General features: G+C 63.5%; 15 protein-coding genes. 14 read left to right on the forward strand and 1 reads right to left on the reverse strand.

Features of this window, described 5'->3' with window-relative positions; genetic code table 11:
- Positions 1-158 precede the first annotated feature (158 nt).
- The 11 genes from MHX63_RS04015 (at position 159) to MHX63_RS04065 (ending at position 11,812) form a co-directional block, all read left to right on the forward strand.
- Positions 159-3,335: an FtsK/SpoIIIE domain-containing protein gene (locus MHX63_RS04015; RefSeq protein WP_239387331.1), complete on the forward strand. Its 3,177-nt coding sequence runs from the start codon at positions 159-161 to the stop codon at positions 3,333-3,335.
- 24 nt (positions 3,336-3,359) lie between these two features.
- A complete protein-coding gene (locus MHX63_RS04020; protein ID WP_239387332.1) occupies positions 3,360-4,661 on the forward strand; it encodes a type VII secretion-associated protein in 1,302 nt (433 codons plus the stop codon).
- Positions 4,662-4,792: 131 nt separating this feature from the next.
- Positions 4,793-5,080 (forward strand): WXG100 family type VII secretion target, encoded by a 288-nt coding sequence (locus MHX63_RS04025; protein WP_239387333.1) that lies wholly within the window; start codon positions 4,793-4,795, stop codon positions 5,078-5,080.
- Positions 5,081-5,141: 61 nt separating this feature from the next.
- Positions 5,142-5,423: a WXG100 family type VII secretion target gene (locus MHX63_RS04030; RefSeq protein ID WP_034984950.1), complete on the forward strand. Its 282-nt coding sequence runs from the start codon at positions 5,142-5,144 to the stop codon at positions 5,421-5,423.
- Between the two features lie 382 nt (positions 5,424-5,805).
- Entirely contained in the window at positions 5,806-6,738 is a 933-nt protein-coding gene (locus MHX63_RS04035; RefSeq protein ID WP_239387334.1) for a PRC and DUF2382 domain-containing protein, read from the forward strand.
- A 275-nt stretch (positions 6,739-7,013) separates the two neighbouring features.
- Entirely contained in the window at positions 7,014-7,457 is a 444-nt protein-coding gene (gene rplM / locus MHX63_RS04040; protein ID WP_034984948.1) for a 50S ribosomal protein L13, read from the forward strand.
- Complete coding sequence (rpsI, locus tag MHX63_RS04045; RefSeq protein WP_005291842.1) at positions 7,457-8,017, forward strand: 30S ribosomal protein S9; 561 nt, start codon at positions 7,457-7,459, stop codon at positions 8,015-8,017. The genes rplM and rpsI overlap by 1 nt, the downstream gene beginning before the upstream one ends.
- Before the next feature lie 159 nt (positions 8,018-8,176).
- Entirely contained in the window at positions 8,177-9,520 is a 1,344-nt protein-coding gene (gene glmM, locus MHX63_RS04050; protein WP_239387335.1) for a phosphoglucosamine mutase, read from the forward strand.
- A 176-nt stretch (positions 9,521-9,696) separates the two neighbouring features.
- On the forward strand, positions 9,697-10,005 hold the full coding sequence (locus MHX63_RS04055) for a hypothetical protein (protein ID WP_239387336.1): 309 nt from the start codon (positions 9,697-9,699) through the stop codon (positions 10,003-10,005).
- Positions 10,002-11,582 carry a hypothetical protein gene (locus MHX63_RS04060; RefSeq protein ID WP_239387337.1) on the forward strand — a complete coding sequence of 527 codons (1,581 nt, stop codon included), beginning with the start codon at positions 10,002-10,004 and terminating at the stop codon, positions 11,580-11,582. The genes MHX63_RS04055 and MHX63_RS04060 overlap by 4 nt, the downstream gene beginning before the upstream one ends.
- The gene (locus MHX63_RS04065; RefSeq protein WP_239387338.1) at positions 11,579-11,812 is read left to right on the forward strand and encodes a hypothetical protein; all 234 of its coding nucleotides are present in this window, start codon (positions 11,579-11,581) and stop codon (positions 11,810-11,812) included. Before MHX63_RS04060 ends, MHX63_RS04065 begins: the two co-directional genes overlap by 4 nt.
- A 32-nt stretch (positions 11,813-11,844) precedes the next feature.
- Here the strand turns inward: MHX63_RS04065 and MHX63_RS04070 are convergent, their stop codons facing one another.
- Positions 11,845-12,720: a dienelactone hydrolase family protein gene (locus MHX63_RS04070; protein ID WP_239387371.1), complete on the reverse strand. Its 876-nt coding sequence runs from the start codon at positions 12,718-12,720 to the stop codon at positions 11,845-11,847.
- Between the two features lie 61 nt (positions 12,721-12,781).
- Here MHX63_RS04070 and glmS point away from each other — a divergent pair, with 61 nt between their 5' ends.
- The 3 genes from glmS (at position 12,782) to tsaD (ending at position 19,194) form a co-directional block, all read left to right on the forward strand.
- Complete coding sequence (glmS, locus tag MHX63_RS04075) at positions 12,782-14,644, forward strand: glutamine--fructose-6-phosphate transaminase (isomerizing) (protein ID WP_239387339.1); 1,863 nt, start codon at positions 12,782-12,784, stop codon at positions 14,642-14,644.
- A 78-nt stretch (positions 14,645-14,722) separates the two neighbouring features.
- On the forward strand, positions 14,723-16,420 hold the full coding sequence (gene alr / locus MHX63_RS04080; RefSeq protein ID WP_239387340.1) for an alanine racemase: 1,698 nt from the start codon (positions 14,723-14,725) through the stop codon (positions 16,418-16,420).
- A 257-nt stretch (positions 16,421-16,677) separates the two neighbouring features.
- Positions 16,678-19,194 (forward strand): tRNA (adenosine(37)-N6)-threonylcarbamoyltransferase complex transferase subunit TsaD, encoded by a 2,517-nt coding sequence (tsaD, locus tag MHX63_RS04085; protein WP_239387341.1) that lies wholly within the window; start codon positions 16,678-16,680, stop codon positions 19,192-19,194.
- Positions 19,195-19,201: the final 7 nt, after the last annotated feature.

Genomic DNA, 19,201 nt, shown 5'->3' on the forward strand with positions numbered 1-19,201 from the left:
CCCCGCCGGTGTTTATTACACGGCACAGATAGTAACCCAGGCGAGGCGAACTCGCTTGCTCTGCGAGTTGTCCGGGGAAGGTTTAGAATCAAAAACCACATCCAGGGGGTTGGATGGGGATTGATTGGGGACTAGCAGGTAACCGGGGGATTTTTAGCATGCAAACACAGGCGCCGCCGACGCTGCCGAAAGACAAACAACCGTTCATCAGGCTGCTCTTGCCTGCCGTCATGCTGATCGCTGTGGTGGGCATGGTGGCTGCCATGGTGCTCTCCGGGTCGGGGCGCAACCCGATCAGCTTTATTTTTCCGCTGATGATGCTGGGCAGCATGGCGATGATGTTCCAGCCGGGGGCGAATGTGGACGAAACGCGGCGTTCGTTCCACCGGCACATCGACGCGCTGAAAGATAGCGTGCAGCGCAGCCACGACGAGCAGCTGCAGGGCATGCTGGCAGCCCACCCGCATCCGCAGGCGCTGTGGACGCACGTGCAGACCGGAACCGACGTGACTTCTGAGCCGGGTGTGGTGCGCATCGGCACCGCGGTGCAGACCCCGGACGATCCGCTGGAAGTGCCGGTGAACGCCCCGCCGGAGGACCTGGAGCCGGTCAGCGCTATGAGCCTGCGGGAGGTCGCGCTGCGCTATGCCACCATCGAAGCCCCGGTGTCTGTGGAGCTGGCCAGCTTCCACTGCATCGTGCTGCTCGGCGACGGGGCGGCTGGCCTAGCACGTGCCATGCAGGCGCAACTGGCGATGCAGGATCCGGACATAATCGGGATCACCGGGCCTTTCGAGGAGTGGTTGCCACACGATGGGCCGCGCAAGGTGCACTTCTGCACGGGTGAGAGCCCTGTGGTCGCCGGCGCGGTGGTTACCGACCCGAGCGAGGAATGGGTGGAAAACGCCAAGGGACACGGCCTGTTGCTGCAGGTGGACGATGTCGCCGGCGGGTGCCTGCTAAGCGCCTGGACCGTCGATGGCTGGGTGCCCTTCGGCGTGGCCGACCAGCTCAGCGAGGTGGAGCTGGCGCAGATTTGCCGCGCCAGGTCCACCGTGAAATCCAGTACCTCGCTGCTGGAACTGCCGGGCGGTGACCTGCGTGCGCCCATCGGCTTTTCTGGCGCGCCGGTGTACCTGGACATCAAGGAATCCGCCCTGGGAGGCATCGGCCCGCATGGTCTGTGCGTGGGTGCGACAGGTAGCGGGAAGTCGGAACTGCTGAAAAGCGTGGTGATCAGCTTCGCCCACCAGCACAGCCCGGAGGAGCTGAACTTTGTGCTCGTGGACTTCAAGGGTGGCGCCAGCTTCCTGGGAATGGACCGGTTGCCCCACACGTCGGCGCTGATTACCAATCTGGCTGAGGAGGCGGGGCTGGTCGACCGAATGCAGGATAGTTTGCTGGGGGAGATGCATCGGCGTCAAGAAAAGCTCCGCGCCGCAGGCCTGACCACGGCGGCGGAATACAACCGCGCCTACCCGGGACAGATGCCGGCGCTGTTTATCGTGGTGGACGAGTTCTCCGAGTTGCTGCATGCCCGGCCCGAGTTCGCCGAGGTATTTGCCGCGATCGGGCGGCTGGGGCGCAGCCTGCGGATGCACCTGCTGCTGGCCACACAGCGCCTGGAGGAAGGGCGCCTACGCGGCTTGGAATCCCACCTGAGCTACCGCATTGCCCTGCGCACATTCTCTGCTTCCGAATCCCGCGCGCTGATCGGCACCACCGAGGCTTACGAGCTGCCTGCCACCCCAGGTGCGGCGATTCTTTCTGCTGGCGATAAGGTGCGCTTCCACTCGGCCTATGTTTCCGGCCCGGAGTTGCCCCGTGACCAGCGGCTGGTGCGGGTGCTGGGCTCCACCGTGGAGGCGGAGACCACCACCATGCAGATGGTGATCGACCGGCTGGAGGGGCCGAATAAGAACCCGGTGTGGCTGCCACCACTGCCCGAACACCTGCCCGCCAGCGAGGTCATGGAGCCCCGCGCGCCGGGCGTGGCCCGCATCGGCCTGGAGGATTTGCCCTTCGAGGGGCTGCAGGTGCCGATGGATGTGGACCTACGCCGCAAGCATTGGGCGTTCGTCGGCCAGCCGCGCACAGGCAAGACCACGGCGGTGCGCAGCCTGGTGCTGGGGTGGGTTCTAAGTTCACCGGGCTGGCCTGTGTACATCTTCGACCCGGGTGGTGGCTTGCGGGATCTCGCGCGTTTGCCGCAGGTGGCGGCGGTGGTGGGACCCGATGGGCTAGCTCGCCTGTTCGACGAGATGGAGCAGACGGAAGGCCAGCGCCTGCTGATCATCGACGGGCTGGACCAGGTGGGGACAGCCAGCGGTGGGACGGGCGAGGAGGAACAGCGCCTCATTCGCCTGGCCACTACCGGGCTGGAGCGCGGCCTGCACGTGGTGGTCACAGCACTGCGGTGGAACTTCCGCCCCTCGCTGCGGGACGTGCTAACCGGCCAGATCGAACTGCGGATGACCCCGCTAGACGCGCATTTCCGCGAAGCGCAGAAATCCCTGCCCGACGTGCCTGGCCGGGGTGTATCGCCCCGCGGAAAGCACGTGCAGTTCGCCAACTCCACCGCGCAGGATGTCGAACATGTGCGGATGGAAAGCGCCCGCCGCGGCGAGCCGGAGGTCGCCATGCGTGTGCTGCCGGAGCGCATCGGTTGGGGGGAGCTGGGCGACCCGCAGGCCTTCGCCATTGGCGGCCCGCGCTTGGATCCGGTCCGCTGGGATCGGGGCACTTTCCCGCACCTGGTGGCCATTGGCCAAGCGGGCAGTGGCGTGACGACTGCCCTGCGCGCGGTGATGCAGTCCGTCGCCGATACTCGCAGCCACACCGGCGAGCCGCCGGAGTTCCTGGTCACGGACACACGCCGCGGGTTGTTGGGGGTTGCGGGTTATCGTGTGCCGGAGGATTTCCGCGCGGACCTTGCCGAGTGGGTTGCCACGCTGCGGGAGCGAATTCCGGGTAGTGACGTGACCCCGCAGCAGCTGCGGGAACGCTCCTGGTGGTCCGGGCCGGAGCTATTCGTGGTGGTCGACGATGCGGACGCCGATCCCGGCCTCGACCAGCTGCTTCCCCTGTTGCCGTACGCCGCAGACATCGGCTTGCACCTGGTGCTTGGCCGCCGTTCGGGGCAGTTCGCCCGCGCGGCCTACCAGCCGCTGACACAGGCTATGCGCGACCAGAGCGCGTGGTTGCTGTTCTCTGCGCCGCGCGAGGACGGGCCGATCGCGGGGGTTCGTTTAGTACGACGCCCACAGGGGCGCGCCGCCTATGTGCACAAAGAAACCTGGACGGTGCACGTGGCCGAGGCGGCGGAACAGAACTGAGAATAAGTGAGTGGGGTGGAGAGAATGAGGGTAGATCAGAGAATTGGGGACGCCCGGGGACTGCTGGCCGAGGCGCTGGCGCTGCAGGAATCGGGTGTGCTGGTCAGCGGCATGACGGTGACGGATCTGGCGACAGGATTCGTGGTGACCGGCGATGCCGAGATGCAACGTCCGGGATATTTGCAGTACGAGAGCTCAGAAAACACAGCGGATGCGTTGGACGACGTGGAGTTCCAGCGTTCCGGGCTGAGCCTAGGCAGGCTCACTGAACTTTTTGAGATGGTCAGCGAGGTGCTGGAGCAGCGGCAGGAGTACCCGGAAGCCGCGGCGGTGAACCCGCCGGAACCTCGCGAGCTGTTTCCCTGGGGCATCGGACTGCGAGAGGTAGACGTACTGGTTACCGGCTCCTTTGCGGTGCAAGTTGTGCACTTTCTGCGGATCATGGGCGTGCGCGCACGGCTGGTGGATAACGACATGGTGCTGCGGGTGGCCAGCGAGCTCGCGCTGGCACAGCAGGAACTGGAACATCTCAACCTCGCTGACCCCGTTCGTCGCGGAGAAGCGGAAACTGCGATGGTAGAGCCCGTAAAGGAAGCGGCGGAGCGGCAGGAGGTGGACGAGGGGGCGTCAACAATAAAGGAAGAAAGAAATGACAACCGCAGACTGCCCGCGGCGTTGGCTGCCTTGGTGCTGTTTATCATCGGAGGGCTGGTGGCGACGTTTACGGTGTTCGACTCGCAGGCAGCAGAGAACACGGCTAGTGCTGAACTCACGGAAAGCACAGAAAGCACAGATGGCGCTGCGAGTGTGGAAGGTGACTCGAGTGTTGAGCCGGAGGATTCCGTCGGAGACGAACCGGCGTCAGAAGAGGTCGACGAGGAGTTGACTGAACCCTTCCCTGAGCCGCACAGACGGGGCGTGACTACGGCCGATCAGAGTTCACGGCGTGCGGATATACCGATCAGCGTGAACGTTGACGGGTGGCACTTAGGCAGTGCAACCCGAGCGCGGGAGGAATACATCGGCGACGACGAGGGGATGCGCGTACTGGTGGCGGCCAAGGAGACTCCGCTGAAAACACAAGAAGAAATGGATGCGGCGATGCTCGGTGCGCTGAACGACGTGAGCAGCGGCGACGATGGGGTGACAGTGGTGTCGACCCAGCCGGTGAGTTACGAGGAGAGCTATCCAAGTTCGACGACCCTGTGGCATGTGCGGCTGGTGGACGGGCACCAGATTTCGGTGGGCTGCCAGTACAGGCAGTGGAACAAACAGCGGGAAAAGGTGTGCCAGGGGTTTGTGGAGACGGCGCGGCCGGAAAAGTAGGAAATACCGTGAACCTTTTCGCAAGGTGGTGAGTATAACCCTTATGATGGCGCCTTCAACAGGGTTTTCAAGGGGATACCCGGCGACATGATCGAAAGATTGCAGAATTTTCAACAGGGGGATTTTAGGGCATGAGCTTTAGAACAGATGTCAGCACGATGAACCAGGCGGCGACCAATGTCGACCGAGTAAAGGACGAGGTTCAGGGTGAGCTCACCCGTCTGCGTGGTGTGGTGGATGACGTTTCGGGCAGTTGGAAGGGGCAGGCGCAGGTCTCTTTCCACTCGCTGATGGAGCGTTGGGACGAGAACGCTCGGAAGCTCAACGAGGCGCTACAGAGCATCGCGGATAACATTCGCGCCAACGCCGGTGACTTCGATACCACTGACGTGGACAACGCGGCAGCGTTCAACGCTTAACCCGGGTCCGCTGGGCGTACCAAGAGATTCATCACAGAATTCATTACAGAAGGGGACAGGAATGATTCAGTACAACTTTGCGCAGATTGCGAATGCTGCGGATGACATCAACCGTGGCAACGGCACCATCAACGGGTTGCTAGGAGACCTTAAGCGCGATCTACAGCCGATGGTTAGCGAGTGGGAGGGCGCGGCCTCCGACAGCTACCAGGCGGCGCAGAAGAAGTGGGACGACTCCGCACAGGAGATTAACGAGGTGCTGGGGCAGATTGCCCGTACCGTCCGCCAGGCAAATGATCGCATGAGCGAAATCAACACCAACGCAGCAAACAGCTGGGCCTAAGCCAGCTAGATAGTCTTTCCCGTCGTATTCTCAGGCTCCCCTTGGGCTGGAAAAGGGGATCCTGAGATTTTCTCTTTAATTGACACCCCGCGTAGTGCAATGAGTACACGGAGCGCGATGCTAGAAAACTTTACCCAATCGTAGTGTGTGTAATGAACTGGGGATATGCTCCGATGAGTCCCGATTCATGTCTATTGGGAATCGTTTTGGTTGAAGCGTTAATACAACCATGCGTAGCGTCTTTTGTGTACGGGAAAGACGAAAACAATCAACAGCTTCACTGCTGTCGTACACCACTACGTAATTCCCCACTGTTGGTACTCACCAAGCAAGACATCAACCCCGTATTGCGTACCAGCATGGTGAAAGGATTTATTAACAAATGAGCAACGACATCAAGGATCTTTTCAAGGCAACCGCATATGACAACGCTGGCGACAAGCTGGGTAGTGTCAAGGAAATCTTCGTTGATGACAAGTCCGGCCAGCCCACCTTCGTTGAGGTTAACCACGGCCTGTTCGGCATGAACTCCAGCCTGGTTCCGATGCGCGGACACAAGTTCGACGGCGAGAACCTGAACCTGGCTTTCGCCAAGGATCGCGTGAAGGACGCACCGGACTTCGATGCCGACCAGGCTCTGACCCCGGAGCAGCAGAACGAGATCTACCGCCACTACGGCCTCGACAACGTTGAGGACACCACCCGTTACGGCGAGGGCGCTGGCAACCAGGATGCAGGCGAGGAGCTCTCCACCCTGGATCGCCACGAGGCTGCCGGCGGTAACACCGCTGCTGGTGCTGGCGTGGGTGCCGCAGGCGCAGGTGTTGGTGCTGCTGGTGCAGGCGCTGGCGTGGCCGGTGCAAACGCCGACCAGGCCGGTGCCACCGAGCGCGAAGTTGCTAACACTGACGCCGCTAACCGCGAGGCTGCCGTGAACAATGAAGGCGAGATCATCCGCTCTGAGGAGCGCCTGAATGTTCAGAAGGACAAGGTGCAGACCGGCGAGGCTCGCCTGCGTAAGTACGTAGTCACCGACACCGAGACCGTAGAGGTTCCGGTCACCCGTGAAGAGGTTCGCGTTGAGCGCACCCCGATCCCCGAGGAAGATGCCGCTAACCTCAGGGGCAACATCGACGAGGCCGGCCAGGAAGCCTCCGTCACCCTGAGCGAAGAGCGTGTCTCTGTGAACAAGGAGACCGTCCCAGTGGAGAAGGTCTCCCTGAACAAGGAGCAAATCACTGAGACCGAGCGTCACACCGAAGAGCTCCGTAAGGAGCAGATCGACTCCGATCTCGACGGCGACGTCCGTAAGTAAGTAGTCATCACGGCGCACGGCTACTAGAACCCCGGCCCGTTTCCTTCAACTCGAGGGGAGCGGGAGCCGGGGTTTTATTCATGTCAGAACAACCTTTTTTGGTCTGCGCGCTAACCTGCACTAAACTCCCAAGGGTTGTGTGCACAGTGCCCGGCCTGTCCGGGCGCATGCATTTCTGCGGGTCCCAACCGGCCGCCGCGGAAGCACTCACGTACTTCACGTTTAAGTGTTCATCTGGCTGGCAGTTCCAAGATCAAGACTTTAAGGAGTCCCCTGTGACTACTTTCCACCCGAAGAGCGGTGACATCACCCGTAAGTGGTACGTCATCGACGCCACCGACGTGGTGCTGGGTCGTCTTGCTGTTACCGCAGCTGACCTGCTGCGCGGCAAGAAGAAGCCCTACTTCGCACCGAACGTTGACTGCGGCGACAACGTCATCATCATCAATGCGGACAAGGTCCACATTTCCTCCAACAAGCGCGAGCGTGAGATGCGCTACCGTCACTCCGGCTACCCGGGTGGTCTGAAGACCATGTCCCTGGGTCGTTCCTTGGAGCTGCACCCGGAGCGCGTCATCGAGGAGGCAGTCAAGGGCATGATGCCGCACAACAAGCTGTCCCGCGCGTCCATCAAGAAGCTTCGCGTCTTCGCTGGCCCGGAGCACACTTTCGAGGCCCAGAAGCCTGAGACCTACGAGATCAAGCAGGTGGCACAGTAATGACTGAGTACAACGAGAACGTAACCGACGAGCAGAACGCTGCTGTCGAGGAGAACTTCGAGGGCGAGTACACCGCTACCGACGCAGTGAACGAAGAGTTCGTTGCCACCATCGGTGACTCCATCGCTTCCGAGGACGAGGCTGAGCAGGTTGAGGCTGAGCCGGTCGTCTTCGAGGGCACCATCCAGACCGTTGGCCGCCGCAAGGAGGCCGTCGTCCGCGTCCGCATGGTTCCGGGCTCCGGCGAGTTCCTGTGCAACGGCCGTTCCCTGGAGGACTACTTCCCGAACAAGCTGCACCAGCAGCTGATCAAGGCTCCGCTGGTCCTGCTGGACCGCGAGAACCAGTTCGACATCCAGGCCAACCTGAACGGTGGCGGCCCCTCCGGCCAGGCTGGTGCTTTCCGCCTGGCTATCGCCCGCGCACTGAACAAGTACAACCCGGCTGAGCGCACCGACCTCAAGCGCGCTGGCTTCCTGACCCGCGACGCTCGCGCCGTGGAGCGCAAGAAGGCCGGCCTGCACAAGGCACGTCGCGCACCGCAGTACTCCAAGCGCTAAATCGCTCCATCTTTTTGGTGGCGACGCCCCACGCCCCAACCGATCAACTTTTCGGTTGGGACGTGGGGGTTTCCCTTTTGTCTAGCTTTCGGATGAATTGCCTTTACACGGGAGTGGCACCCACCCGACCTGCGGGGTGGCCGGGTAAGATCTCGCCCTATGGGTAAATTGTTCGGAACTGATGGTGTGCGCGGCCTTGCGAACAGGAAGCTGACCGCGCCGCTGGCGATGAAGCTGGGTGCCGCCGCCGCGCGCGTGTTGGTATCCAAGGAGGAAGTGGGTGGCCGCCGCCCGACCGCTGTGGTGGGCCGCGATCCGCGCGTATCGGGGGAGATGCTGACGGCTGCACTGTCGGCGGGTATGGCTTCGCAGGGCGTGGATGTGTTGGACGTCGGTGTGATCCCGACGCCCGCCGTGGCCTTCCTCACCGACGACTTCGGCGCCGACATGGGCGTGATGATCTCCGCCTCCCACAATCCCATGCCAGACAATGGCATTAAGTTCTTTGCCGCGGGTGGCCGTAAGCTGCAGGATGACGTGGAGGACGAGATCGAAGCCACCATGCTGGAGCTGCCCGAGACGGGCCCAACCGGCGCGGCGATCGGTCGCATCCTGGATGAATCCTCCGATGCCTTGGAGCGCTACCTGGCCCATGTCGGCACGGCGATTAACCACCCGCTGGATGGTATCCGCGTGGTGGTGGACTGTGCCAACGGTGCGGCCTCTACTGCCGCCCCGGAAGCCTACCGCCAGGCTGGCGCGGACGTCGTGGCGATCCACAGCCGCCCGAATAGCTTCAACATCAACGACGGGGTGGGGTCCACCCATATCGATGTTCTGCAGAAGGCTGTGCTGGAACACCAGGCGGACCTGGGGCTGGCACACGATGGCGATGCGGATCGTTGCCTGGCTGTGGATTCCGAGGGCAATGTCGTAGACGGCGATCAGATCATGGCGATCTTGGCTGTGGCGATGAAGGAGAACGGGGAGCTGAAGCAGAACACCCTGGTGGCCACCGTCATGTCGAACCTCGGCATGAAGCTGGCCATGCGGGCCAACGGCATCAAGGTGCTGGAGACGCAGGTGGGGGACCGATACGTGCTGGCCGAGCTGCTGGCTTCTGATCTCTCGCTGGGAGGCGAGCAGTCCGGCCACGTCATCATTTCCGAGCACGCTACTACCGGCGATGGCACTCTGACGGGACTGACGCTGATGGCGCGCATGGCGCAGACCGGCAAGCCGCTATCCGAACTGGCGCGGGTCATGACGGTTCTGCCGCAGACGCTGATCAACGTGCCGGTGGCGGATAAGTCCGTGATCGCCGACGACGAGCGTGTGGTCGAGGCCATCGCCAAGGCGGAGGAGGATCTGGGAGACGCTGGCCGCGTGCTGCTGCGACCTTCTGGTACCGAGGAGCTGTTCCGCGTGATGGTGGAAGCCGCCGATCCGGGCACGGCCCGTCGCATCGCGGGGAAGCTCGCAGCCGTGGTGGCGGAGGTCTAGGCTCTAGTTCCCACGACGCCCCTTCACGGTGCCGGGAAACTCCGGCGAACCTTTTTAACATCCGCGTAGTCTAACTGTGCGGATGTTTTGTTGTGCAGTGCGAGGTGCTTGTGCGGGGAACTTGTGCGAGCCGTGGGCGCTAAGCACTGCCGGGGAGTTCAAAGGGGGAATAGACCGTGGGGGAGTTGCACATAGATCCGGTACCGGCCGCCGAGCGGGTGGCGGAGTTGCGCGATGCGCAGCTGAACTGGGCAAATCATTTGAATAGTAACCGGCCGAGCGTGCCCGTGGCCGCGTTCGGTTCGGGTCTGCAGGCCAAGGCACAGCAGTTTTTGGATCTGGTTGATCAGGGGCATAACGTGCGTGTGAACCACGCCCACAGGCTGGCTCAGGCAAGCGAGGAACTGACGGGCCTGGTGGATCGCGTAGGCCAGGCCGAGCAGGAAAATTCCGCCAGCTTGAACGCAGGGGGTGGCTGGGCATGACGGGCTCTTTGGATCTTCGGCTGAACGCTGCACTCGCCGTGATGGCCGGCTTTGGTGCTCCCGTGGAGGGTGCGAAGGCTGCGGCGTCATTTACCAACGGCATGAACCCAGAGACGATCCTGACGTCGCTTGGGCCGGCGAGCAACCAGAAACAACAGGCGCCGGAGCTGGCCGCCGAGGCGTGCGTGAAAGAGAGCCTGAAGGGCACGGGCGATGCACAGCCGGGGACGGCGACGGAGAAGGCGGGGAAGGAGCAGCTGAACCACGAACACTGCGTTCAGGATCGTTGTGTGGCGGTGCGGGATACCGCCGAGATCATGGGCACGACCTCGGAGAACTCGGTGAGTTTGATCGAGGATATTGCCGAGAAGTTGGAGCTTTTCGGCATGGCTGCGATTGGCCTGATCAATGGTGGTAAGCCTCTGCTCGATCTGTTGGCGAAGCTGGCGGGGAAGCTTTCAGAGGATATTCTGCGCAGCCGCAATAATTGTCTGGATACAACCATGGATCAGCTGATTCGCGATGCGAAGCCCGCTGCCGAGCCCGGGAATTCGGACAAGCCGGTCTGCCAGGATCCCAAGCCCGCGGAGACCAAGTGCCCGGAGCCTGTTAAGGCCCCGGAAAGTGATTGCCCAGCGCCGAAGAAGGTAGTGACGCCCCCTCCGGCGGCCGAGCAACCGTGTGAGACGGGGGCTGTACAGCACCCCGCACCGCAGGCGGCGGCTCAGGTGGTCACGCAGACGGCTATGGCTCAGGCGCCGCAGCCGGCTCCCGCGCCTGCACCTGTGGCAGACCCAGAGCCGGCGCCAGCACCGGCGCCTATGCCTGCACAGTCCTTGGTGCCGCCGCCTCCGCCACCAGCTCCGCCGGCGCCTCTAGCGCCTCCGCTGGCTGGCTCCCTGCAGATCAACGTCGAGGGTGCGGTGAGGCTGTGGGAGCAGATCGTGCATTGTGCGACGGAGGCCCTGGCTCCACCGGTGGATCAGTGTCCGGTGTCTGCCCCGGAGCCAGCGCCGGAGCCTGAGCCGTGTCCGGAACCGGAACCTGTGCCGGCACCAGCACCAGAACTAGCGCCAGAACCTGAGCCGTGCCCGGAGCCGGAACCGGCGCCGGAGCCAGCCCCGCCAGCCGAACAGGTTGAGCACAAGGAAGAGTGCAAGCCGGAGCCACAGTCGGAACCTAAGCCCGAGCTGCCGCAGAAGTGCGAGGAGCCGAAGCCCGAACCGAAAGCTGAGCCCGAACCGAAAGCTGAGCCCGAACCGAAAGCTGAGCCCGAACCGGAATCACCGCAGCAATGCGAGGAACCCAAGCCGGAGCACAAGGCGCCAACACCGCCATCAAGCGACACGAAGGGTGAACCGATCACGCCCGCAGCACCCAGCCCGGAATCTGCACCGGAACGAAACGCGGAGAATCATCCAAAGCCGGAACCGGTGCCCTCCAAGCAGTGGACTCCGGACGTGTGGGTATCGGCAGCGGGAGCTGCATCCATTGAAATGACAGGCACCTCTGTGGAATTGGCTGGTGCGGGGGCTGCGGCAGTGGGCGTCAATATCGAAAGGAGCGGTGAGTGGTGACCGGCAGGGAAGAACTTACAGAGCGCTACCAGCGCATCGTCGACGATTACATGGCTGAGGTCGAAGAATCGGTGCGGGAGTTCGAGGAGACGCTCAAGGAATGCACGCGCCAACTCGAGGAGGCCAAGAAGGCGCAGGGGGAGAAGGCAAACAAGACGGTCGGAGGCGCGAACGTGAATGTCGCTGCAACCAACGGCGCCCGCGGGATGCGCGGGCGGATCTTCGACTAAACCCAAAAGTTCGAAGTCAAAGGGGCTGAGACCTAGAAGATTTCCGCCAGGCGCTCGTCCAGGTCCACGTTCTCGGGCAGGTTCTTGTACAGCTCGTGCTGAGTGGCGGTGCGGGTCTTCTTCAACTCGGCGTGGCTATCGCGGAAGGAGGCGTACTTCTTCTCATCCTCGGCCAGAACGAAGCCAGTCATCAGGCCGCGCGCCAGCTCCTGCTGGCTGAACTGCGGCAGTCCGGCGCCCAGGGCAAAGTTGCGACCGTACTTTTCGTGGAAGCCGCTGGAAGAAGCGCCCAGCAGCTCGCGGTAGACAACGTCCCCGCCCCAGTGGGCGGCCATGCGCTTGGCGTTACCCATCGGGGTCTCGCCCAAACGGCCAGCTTCCAGAACCAGGCCCGGAGCCTTCACATACTTCGCGGCCTCCGTCGCATCCGGGGAAGTATCCGCCGGATACACGGCCATCACGCCATTGATGGTGGGCTCGGTTTCATAGCCCTTTAGCTCGCTACGGTGGCGGCGCCCCGTAGCCGCCAGCACGGCGGCCGAAGCGCCCATGCCGTGGCCGGCCAGATAAAGCTCGTTCGGCTGTACTGTGACGTTACCGTTGCCCAAGCGCACACCAGCCAGGATCTGCAGCGCGGTCTCCAGGTCAGCGGCGAAACCCCGGTGGTTCGGGGAGAGCCCCTTTTCCGTATCCGGTGCCGCCACTGCGAACCCCCAGCTGGCCAGGTGGCGCAGCGCCGCGTGGTACGCATCCACGCCGACACGCCAGTCGTGTCCGAAAGCGATGCCGGGGATGCCATTGCCTTCCGCCGGGGTGTAAACGCGCCCTGGAATTCCAGCGAAGTTCAGGTCACCGACCATCACGCGGTGCGGGCCACGCTTGCCCAAACGAGTAATTAGGTTCTTCATCTTATCTGCCACAGCCCCACAGCTTACCGAAACGGACAAGCCATTGTGTATCGTCAGAGGCATGTGTGCAATTGTTGGCTACGTAGGTGACTCCGAGGCCCTCCAAATCGGGTTGGATGCGCTGGAGCGAATGGAATACCGCGGATACGATTCCGCAGGCATCGCAGTTGTCGAGCAGGGCTCCCTGCACCTCGAAAAAAAGGAAGGCAAACTGCAAAACCTCATCGACCGCATCGATGAGGTCGGTCGAGATTCCTTCCACGGCTCTACCTGCATCGGCCACACCCGCTGGGCGACCCACGGCCGCCCGAACGACGTAAACGCACACCCGCACCGTTCCTTCGACGGCAAGGCCGCCATCGTCCACAACGGCATTATCGAAAACTTCTCCACTCTGCGCGCGGAGATCGAGGCCGCCGGCATTGAGCTGGAATCTGAGACCGACTCCGAGGTCGCCGCACACCTGCTGGCGCTCGCCTACAACGAAGGCGAGACCGCCGGAGACTTCCAGGCCTCCGCGCTGAAGGTTCTCTCCCGCCTGGACGGCGCCTTCACTGTACTGTTCGTCCACGATGACCACCCGGGCACCATCGTCGCCGGCCGCCGCTCTACCCCGCTGATCGTCGGTGTGGGCGAGGGCGAAATGTTCCTCGGCTCTGACGTGGCGGCCTTCATCGACCGCACTAAGAACGCCGTGGAGCTGGGCCAGGACAACGCGGTAGTCATCACCGCCGATTCCTACGACATCTACGACTTCGACGGCAACCCGGTGGAGGGCAAGCCCTTCACCATCGACTGGGACCTGGATGCCGCGCAGAAAGACGGCTTCGACTCCTTCATGATGAAGGAAATCCACGAGCAGCCGGCCGCAGTCCGCGACACCCTGGCTGGCCACTTCGACGGCCGTCGCATCGTGCTGGACGAGCAGCGCCTGTCCGACGAGGACCTGCGCGGAGTGGAAAAGGTCTTCGTCGTCGCCTGTGGTTCGGCCTACCACTCCGGCCTGCTGGCCAAGTACGCCATCGAGCACTGGGTCCGCCTGCCCGTAGAGATCGAGGTCGCCAGCGAGTTCCGCTACCGCGACCCGGTGCTGGATCAGCGCACCCTTGTGGTGGCCGTGTCCCAGTCCGGCGAGACCGCCGACACACTGGAGGCCGTGCGCCACGCGAAGATGCAGGGCGCCCGCGTGCTGGCCGTCTGCAACACCAACGGTTCGCAGATCCCGCGCGAGTCCGATGCCGTGCTGTACACCCACGCTGGCCCCGAGATCGGCGTGGCCTCCACGAAGGCTTTCCTGGCACAGGTCGCCGCCAACTACCTGGTGGGCCTGGCCCTGGCTCAGGCTCGTGGCACCAAGTACGCCGATGAGATCGCGGAGATCTACTATGCGCTGGAGGCGCTGCCGGAGAAGATCGAGAAGACCCTCGACCTGCGCGAGCAGATCCTGCAGCTGGCCGAGGAGCTCGGCCCGGTGAAGACCATGCTGTTCCTGGGCCGTCACGTGGGCTTCCCAGTTGCCCTCGAGGGTGCGCTGAAGCTGAAGGAGCTGGCTTACATCCACGCGGAGGGCTTCGCCGCCGGCGAGCTCAAGCACGGTCCGATCGCCCTGATCGAGGACGACTTGCCCGTCGTTGTTGTGGTGCCTAGCCCGAACGGCCGCCCGGTGCTGCACTCCAAGATCGTGTCCAACATCCAGGAGATCCGTGCCCGTGGTGCGAAGACAATCGTCATCGCGGAAGAGGGCGACGAGGCCGTGCGCCCGTATGCCAACTGGCTGCTGGAGATCCCGGGCACCACGTCGCTGATGCAGCCGCTGCTGTCCACGGTGCCGCTGCAGTTCCTGGCCGCTGACATCGCGCGCCAGTGTGGCAACCAGGACATCGACAAGCCGCGTAACCTGGCCAAGTCCGTCACCGTCGAATAGTTCGGGGTTCTTTCCTATTGACGCCCCCTGCCGTGCCCCTTTCCTGGAATCCCAGGAGGGGTGGCTAAGGTTATGAACATGTCGGATCGTCACCTTGCGGAACTAGTCGTTGACCTGGATGCCATCGCGCACAATGTGCGTGTGTTCCGGGAGGCTGCGGCTCCCGCCGGGGTGCTGGCCGTTGTGAAGGCCGATGCGTACAACCACGGGGTGGACGTGGTGGCTCCCGCAATGCTGGACGCGGGCGTGGAACAGCTGGGCGTGGCCACACTGGGGGAGGCCCTGCACCTGCGCGAGATTCTTGGGGGACTAGGGGAGCGCTACGCTTCCGCGCCGATCACTGCCTGGATGTGGACACCCGATGAAGACCTGACGGAGGTAATCGCCGCGGACATTAACGTTGGCGTGCCCTCGCTGGCTCACGCACGTTCCCTCGTGGAGCAGGCCGAGAAGGCGCAGCGGGAGGCGCAGGTCAGCGCTCCCGTGCGGGTGACGCTCATGGTGGATACTGGCCTTTCCCGCTCCGGGGTGAGCCCCGCCGAGTGGCAGGAAACGGTCGAGCTGCTGGCATCCAATACCGAGCTGGTGGAAGTCACCGGCGTGATGACCCACATGGCCAGCGCCGACGCCCCCAAGTCGGCAGCGAACGACCTGCAGGCCGCCCGCTTCGCAGAAGCTATCGAGTTTTGCCGATCCCGTGGGCTACAGGTGCCCCGCAATCACATTGCAAACACACCGGCTACGCTGCACCGCCCTGATCTCGCCTATGAGCTGGTACGACCGGGCGTCGGACTATACGGCATCGACCCAATCGGCGTGGGCGTTGAACTAAAGGCAGCGATGACGCTGCGGGCCCGCGTGACCACAACCCGCGTGGTGCCGAAGGGTGAGGGCGTAAGTTACAGCCACACCTGGCGGGCGCAGCGCGATACCCGCACCGCCGTGGTGGCGCTTGGTTATGCCGACGGGCTGCCGCGCAGTGTTTCCGGCAAGATGCTGGTGACGATCAACGGGAAGACATATTCGCAGATCGGGCGGGTGTGCATGGATCAGATTGTTGTGGAGTTAGGGCCGGCCGACAATGCTGCGGACGTGAATCCAGGGGATTGGGCGGTGATTTTCGGCCAAGGTGGCACCAGCGCGGACGAGTTCGCGGAGCTGGCGGGCACGATCAGCTACGAGGTGCTGACGATGCCGCGGGGTCCGAGGGTCAAGCGGGTATTCAAGGGCGGCCGCCCGGATTTCTCCACCGACGGTTCCTGCGCTGCCGCGACTGCCGATGACATGTGGGCTCTCGGCGAGCAGCTGGGCAAGCAGCTGGAAGCCGGGACCGTGGTGGTGCTCTCCGGGCCGCTGGGTGCGGGCAAGACGACCTTGACCCAGGGGCTGGCCGCTGGCCTGGGAGTGAAGGGGCGCGTGCAGTCGCCGACGTTCACCATCGTGCGGACTCACCGCGCCGGGCAGCGTGGGGTGGGGCTGCTGCACATGGATGCTTACCGGCTGCTGGGTGCGGACGTGGAGGAAGGCATCGAGCCGGGTCGCTACATTGACCGCAACGAGGTGCTCGACGCGCTGGAAAGCCTGGACATAGATGCGGATATCGACAACGTGGTCGTGGTGGCCGAATGGGGTCGCGGAGTGGTGGAGCCCCTAAGCGATAAGGTGCTTGACGTGCAGATCGACCGGAGTAGCGTGGGCAGCCCCGCCGACCTGGCCGATTCGGAAGCCCCTGCTGCGGACGCGGACTCGCGCACCGTCACATGGCGCTGGGTCTAGCTCGACTGGGAGCGGCTGGACACTTCCTGGCAAATTCTTAGGAAAAACTGGGGAACCTCTCGGACGGGGTTGCTTTGAGGAGCTTGGCCGTGCAATGATAGTTGACGAATCACCGTGAGGGGTGTTTCACAAGACGCTGGCATTTACGGGCCTGATCAACCCGCCAGTCGTATACCGTCCCTGAGAGGTTTACTGCGAGAGCCTCTCGGGGACTTCTTGTTTTCCCCACCGCTTCCATCCGCCATAGAATAAATCCTATGATTTACGCCTTGGCCGTCGATACCTCCACCAATTATGTCACCTGCGGTATTGCCCAGATCGCCGCGAACGGTCAGGTAAGCGTGCTCGCCGAGCGCCTGGTGGATAACGTTCGCGGCCACATGGAGCTGCTCACCCCGAACATCCAGGCGTGCCTCGCCGAGGCGGAGCTTTCCCCTCGAGACCTGCACGCGGTCGTCGCCGGCACTGGCCCGGGGCCGTTTACTGGGCTGCGGGTTGGTATGGCTACCGCTGCTGCTTTTGGTGACGCCCTCTCGATCCCAGTCCACGGCATTCCCAGCGCGGCCGCCACGGCGTGGGAGCATGCAACCTCCCAGGTTGGGTCTAAAGCCTTCGGCGACTACCTGATCGTCTCAGATGCCCGCCGCCGGGAGTTCTACCACTCGCGTATGAGTTTCTTTCCCGGGCTGGCAGGGCGGCTGTGCTCTGAAGTGCAGGTTCCGGCTTCGGTCCACGCGCCAGATGTGGTGCGGGATATCCAGAGCGAGTTCGACCGCTGGCCGTTGCGGGTGCTTAGCGCTTCCGCGGTCGCAGAACAGGCGGAAGAGCTTTTTGGCTCCCAAGAGGGTTGCCAGATCGAAAGCGTGGATGCCCATCCCACGCCTCGGGGATTAGTTCTTGCAGCGCTGGAGTTTCTCGGTTCGGTTCCGGGGTTGTTGGCCGATGCGCCCGCACTCCGCGCACTCTACTTGCGTCGGCCCGATGCGAAGGAGCCGAAGGCGAAGGCAATTTCGAAGGCGCTGGACTTTTCCCGCGTGCAAGAGGTGGGTGTGCAGGCCGAAGTCGCAGGCAGCGAGGGCGATGCTGCCGGGGGAGATCCGCATACAGGCTCTCGGTCCGCCCGCGTGCGCCTGCTCACTACCGCCGATGCACCCGCCTGCGCGGAGATCGAGCAGATCCTCTTCCCTGAAGATTCCCCCTGGTCCGCGGAAGCCTTCGCCAGCGAAATCTTCGCGCCGCACACCCACTGCCTCGCTTTGGAGACAACGGACCCCGCGCGCGAACCTCAGTTGATCGGCTACGCAATCTTGGCTGTCGGAGGCCCGGCTAACGACCCGGAAGCGGAGATCCACACCATCGGCATCCTTCCCGAATGGCAGGGGAAGGGTCTGTCCAAGCTGCTCATGGATCCACTCGTAACCGTCGCGGACCGCCTGCGTGCGCCCATTTTCCTCGAGGTTCGCACCGATAACCGCCCCGCCGTGGGGCTGTATGAGCGCTACGGCTTCGCCATCGAGGGCACCCGCCGTGCCTACTACCAGCCCTCGGGTGCCGATGCTTTCACCATGGTGCGCCCTGCTTTTCTTTCTGACGCCACCCCGGCCCCAGATTCCGGCACTTCAAACCGGCCTTCCTACATCATGGGCATTGAAAGCTCCTGCGACGAGACCGGCGTGGGGATCGTAGCCAGCACAGTATCCGCTGATGGCGACGCAGCAGCTGTCGGTGAGGCAGCGGCGCAGCTGGAGATCGTGGCGAATAAGGTGGCTTCCTCCATGGAGCAGCACGCCCGCTTCGGAGGCGTGGTCCCGGAGATCGCCTCCCGGGCCCACCTGGAGGCCATGCAGCCGACGATGCGCGCCGCCCTGGCAGAAGCGCGCGAGAATGCCCCCGGTTTCCGCACTCCAGACGTTGTGGCCGCCACTGTTGGCCCCGGCCTGGCCGGAGCCCTGCTGGTCGGCGCTGCGGCCGCGAAGGCCTACGCCCTGGCGTGGCAGGTGCCCTTCTATGGAGTGAACCACCTGGGTGGACACGTGGCCGTTGGGACCCTCGACGAGGGAGCTGACGAGGGGGTGGCGGGAAGCGCCACCAAGGAGGCTGGCGCCGACAGTGACCTCGGCAACGCCATCGCGCTGCTGGTCAGCGGCGGACACACACAGATTTTGCACGTCACCGGCGTGGGCGCCCCGATGGAAGAGCTCGGTAGCACCCTGGACGATGCTGCGGGCGAGGCCTACGACAAGGTCGCGCGCTTGCTGGGCCTGGGCTATCCAGGTGGTCCGGTGATCGACCGGCTGGCTGCGCAGGGGAACCCGCAGGCCATCGCTTTCCCACGCGGCATGATGCGCCAGCAGGACTCGCGCTACGACTTCTCCTTTTCCGGGCTGAAGACCGCTGTCGCCCGCTACGTGGAACAGGCGGAAAAGGACGGCGCGCGCCTGCCCATTGAAGATGTGTGCGCTTCCTTCCAAGAGGCAGTGGTGGACGTCCTCATTACCAAGGCTCTGCGCGCCTGCGAAGATAAGGGCGCCGGCGTGATGCTACTCGGCGGAGGTGTTTCCGCGAACAGGCGCCTGCGGGAAGTGGCGGCCGAAAGGTGCGGAGAAGTGGGCGTCGAACTAAAAATCCCGCAGGCAAAGCTCTGCACCGACAACGGCGTGATGATGGCGGCACTCGCGGCGCGCCTCGTTGCGGCGGGGGAGGAGCCGAGCGGTTTGGCGACGCCTACCGATCCCTCGCTGGACGTGGAAGAGCCTGTCCTGCGCAATTGCTAGTTTGCTG

This window comes from Corynebacterium sp. ACRQK (assembly GCF_022345965.1).
Taxonomy (GTDB): domain Bacteria; phylum Actinomycetota; class Actinomycetes; order Mycobacteriales; family Mycobacteriaceae; genus Corynebacterium.

Excerpts from the sequence above, each read along its gene's own strand:
- MHX63_RS04060 (WP_239387337.1), top strand. The coding sequence starts at position 10,002 with ATGACGGGCTCTTTGGATCTTCGGCTGAACGCTGCACTCGCCGTGATG.
- glmM (WP_239387335.1), top strand. The coding sequence starts at position 8,177 with ATGGGTAAATTGTTCGGAACTGATGGTGTGCGCGGCCTTGCGAACAGG.
- glmS (WP_239387339.1), top strand. The coding sequence starts at position 12,782 with ATGTGTGCAATTGTTGGCTACGTAGGTGACTCCGAGGCCCTCCAAATC.
- MHX63_RS04020 (WP_239387332.1), top strand. The coding sequence starts at position 3,360 with ATGAGGGTAGATCAGAGAATTGGGGACGCCCGGGGACTGCTGGCCGAG.
- rpsI (WP_005291842.1), top strand. The coding sequence starts at position 7,457 with ATGACTGAGTACAACGAGAACGTAACCGACGAGCAGAACGCTGCTGTC.
- alr (WP_239387340.1), top strand. The coding sequence starts at position 14,723 with ATGTCGGATCGTCACCTTGCGGAACTAGTCGTTGACCTGGATGCCATC.
- MHX63_RS04035 (WP_239387334.1), top strand. The coding sequence starts at position 5,806 with ATGAGCAACGACATCAAGGATCTTTTCAAGGCAACCGCATATGACAAC.
- MHX63_RS04015 (WP_239387331.1), top strand. The coding sequence starts at position 159 with ATGCAAACACAGGCGCCGCCGACGCTGCCGAAAGACAAACAACCGTTC.
- tsaD (WP_239387341.1), top strand. The coding sequence starts at position 16,678 with ATGATTTACGCCTTGGCCGTCGATACCTCCACCAATTATGTCACCTGC.
- MHX63_RS04070 (WP_239387371.1), bottom strand. The coding sequence starts at position 12,720 with ATGAAGAACCTAATTACTCGTTTGGGCAAGCGTGGCCCGCACCGCGTG.
- MHX63_RS04030 (WP_034984950.1), top strand. The coding sequence starts at position 5,142 with ATGATTCAGTACAACTTTGCGCAGATTGCGAATGCTGCGGATGACATC.
- MHX63_RS04025 (WP_239387333.1), top strand. The coding sequence starts at position 4,793 with ATGAGCTTTAGAACAGATGTCAGCACGATGAACCAGGCGGCGACCAAT.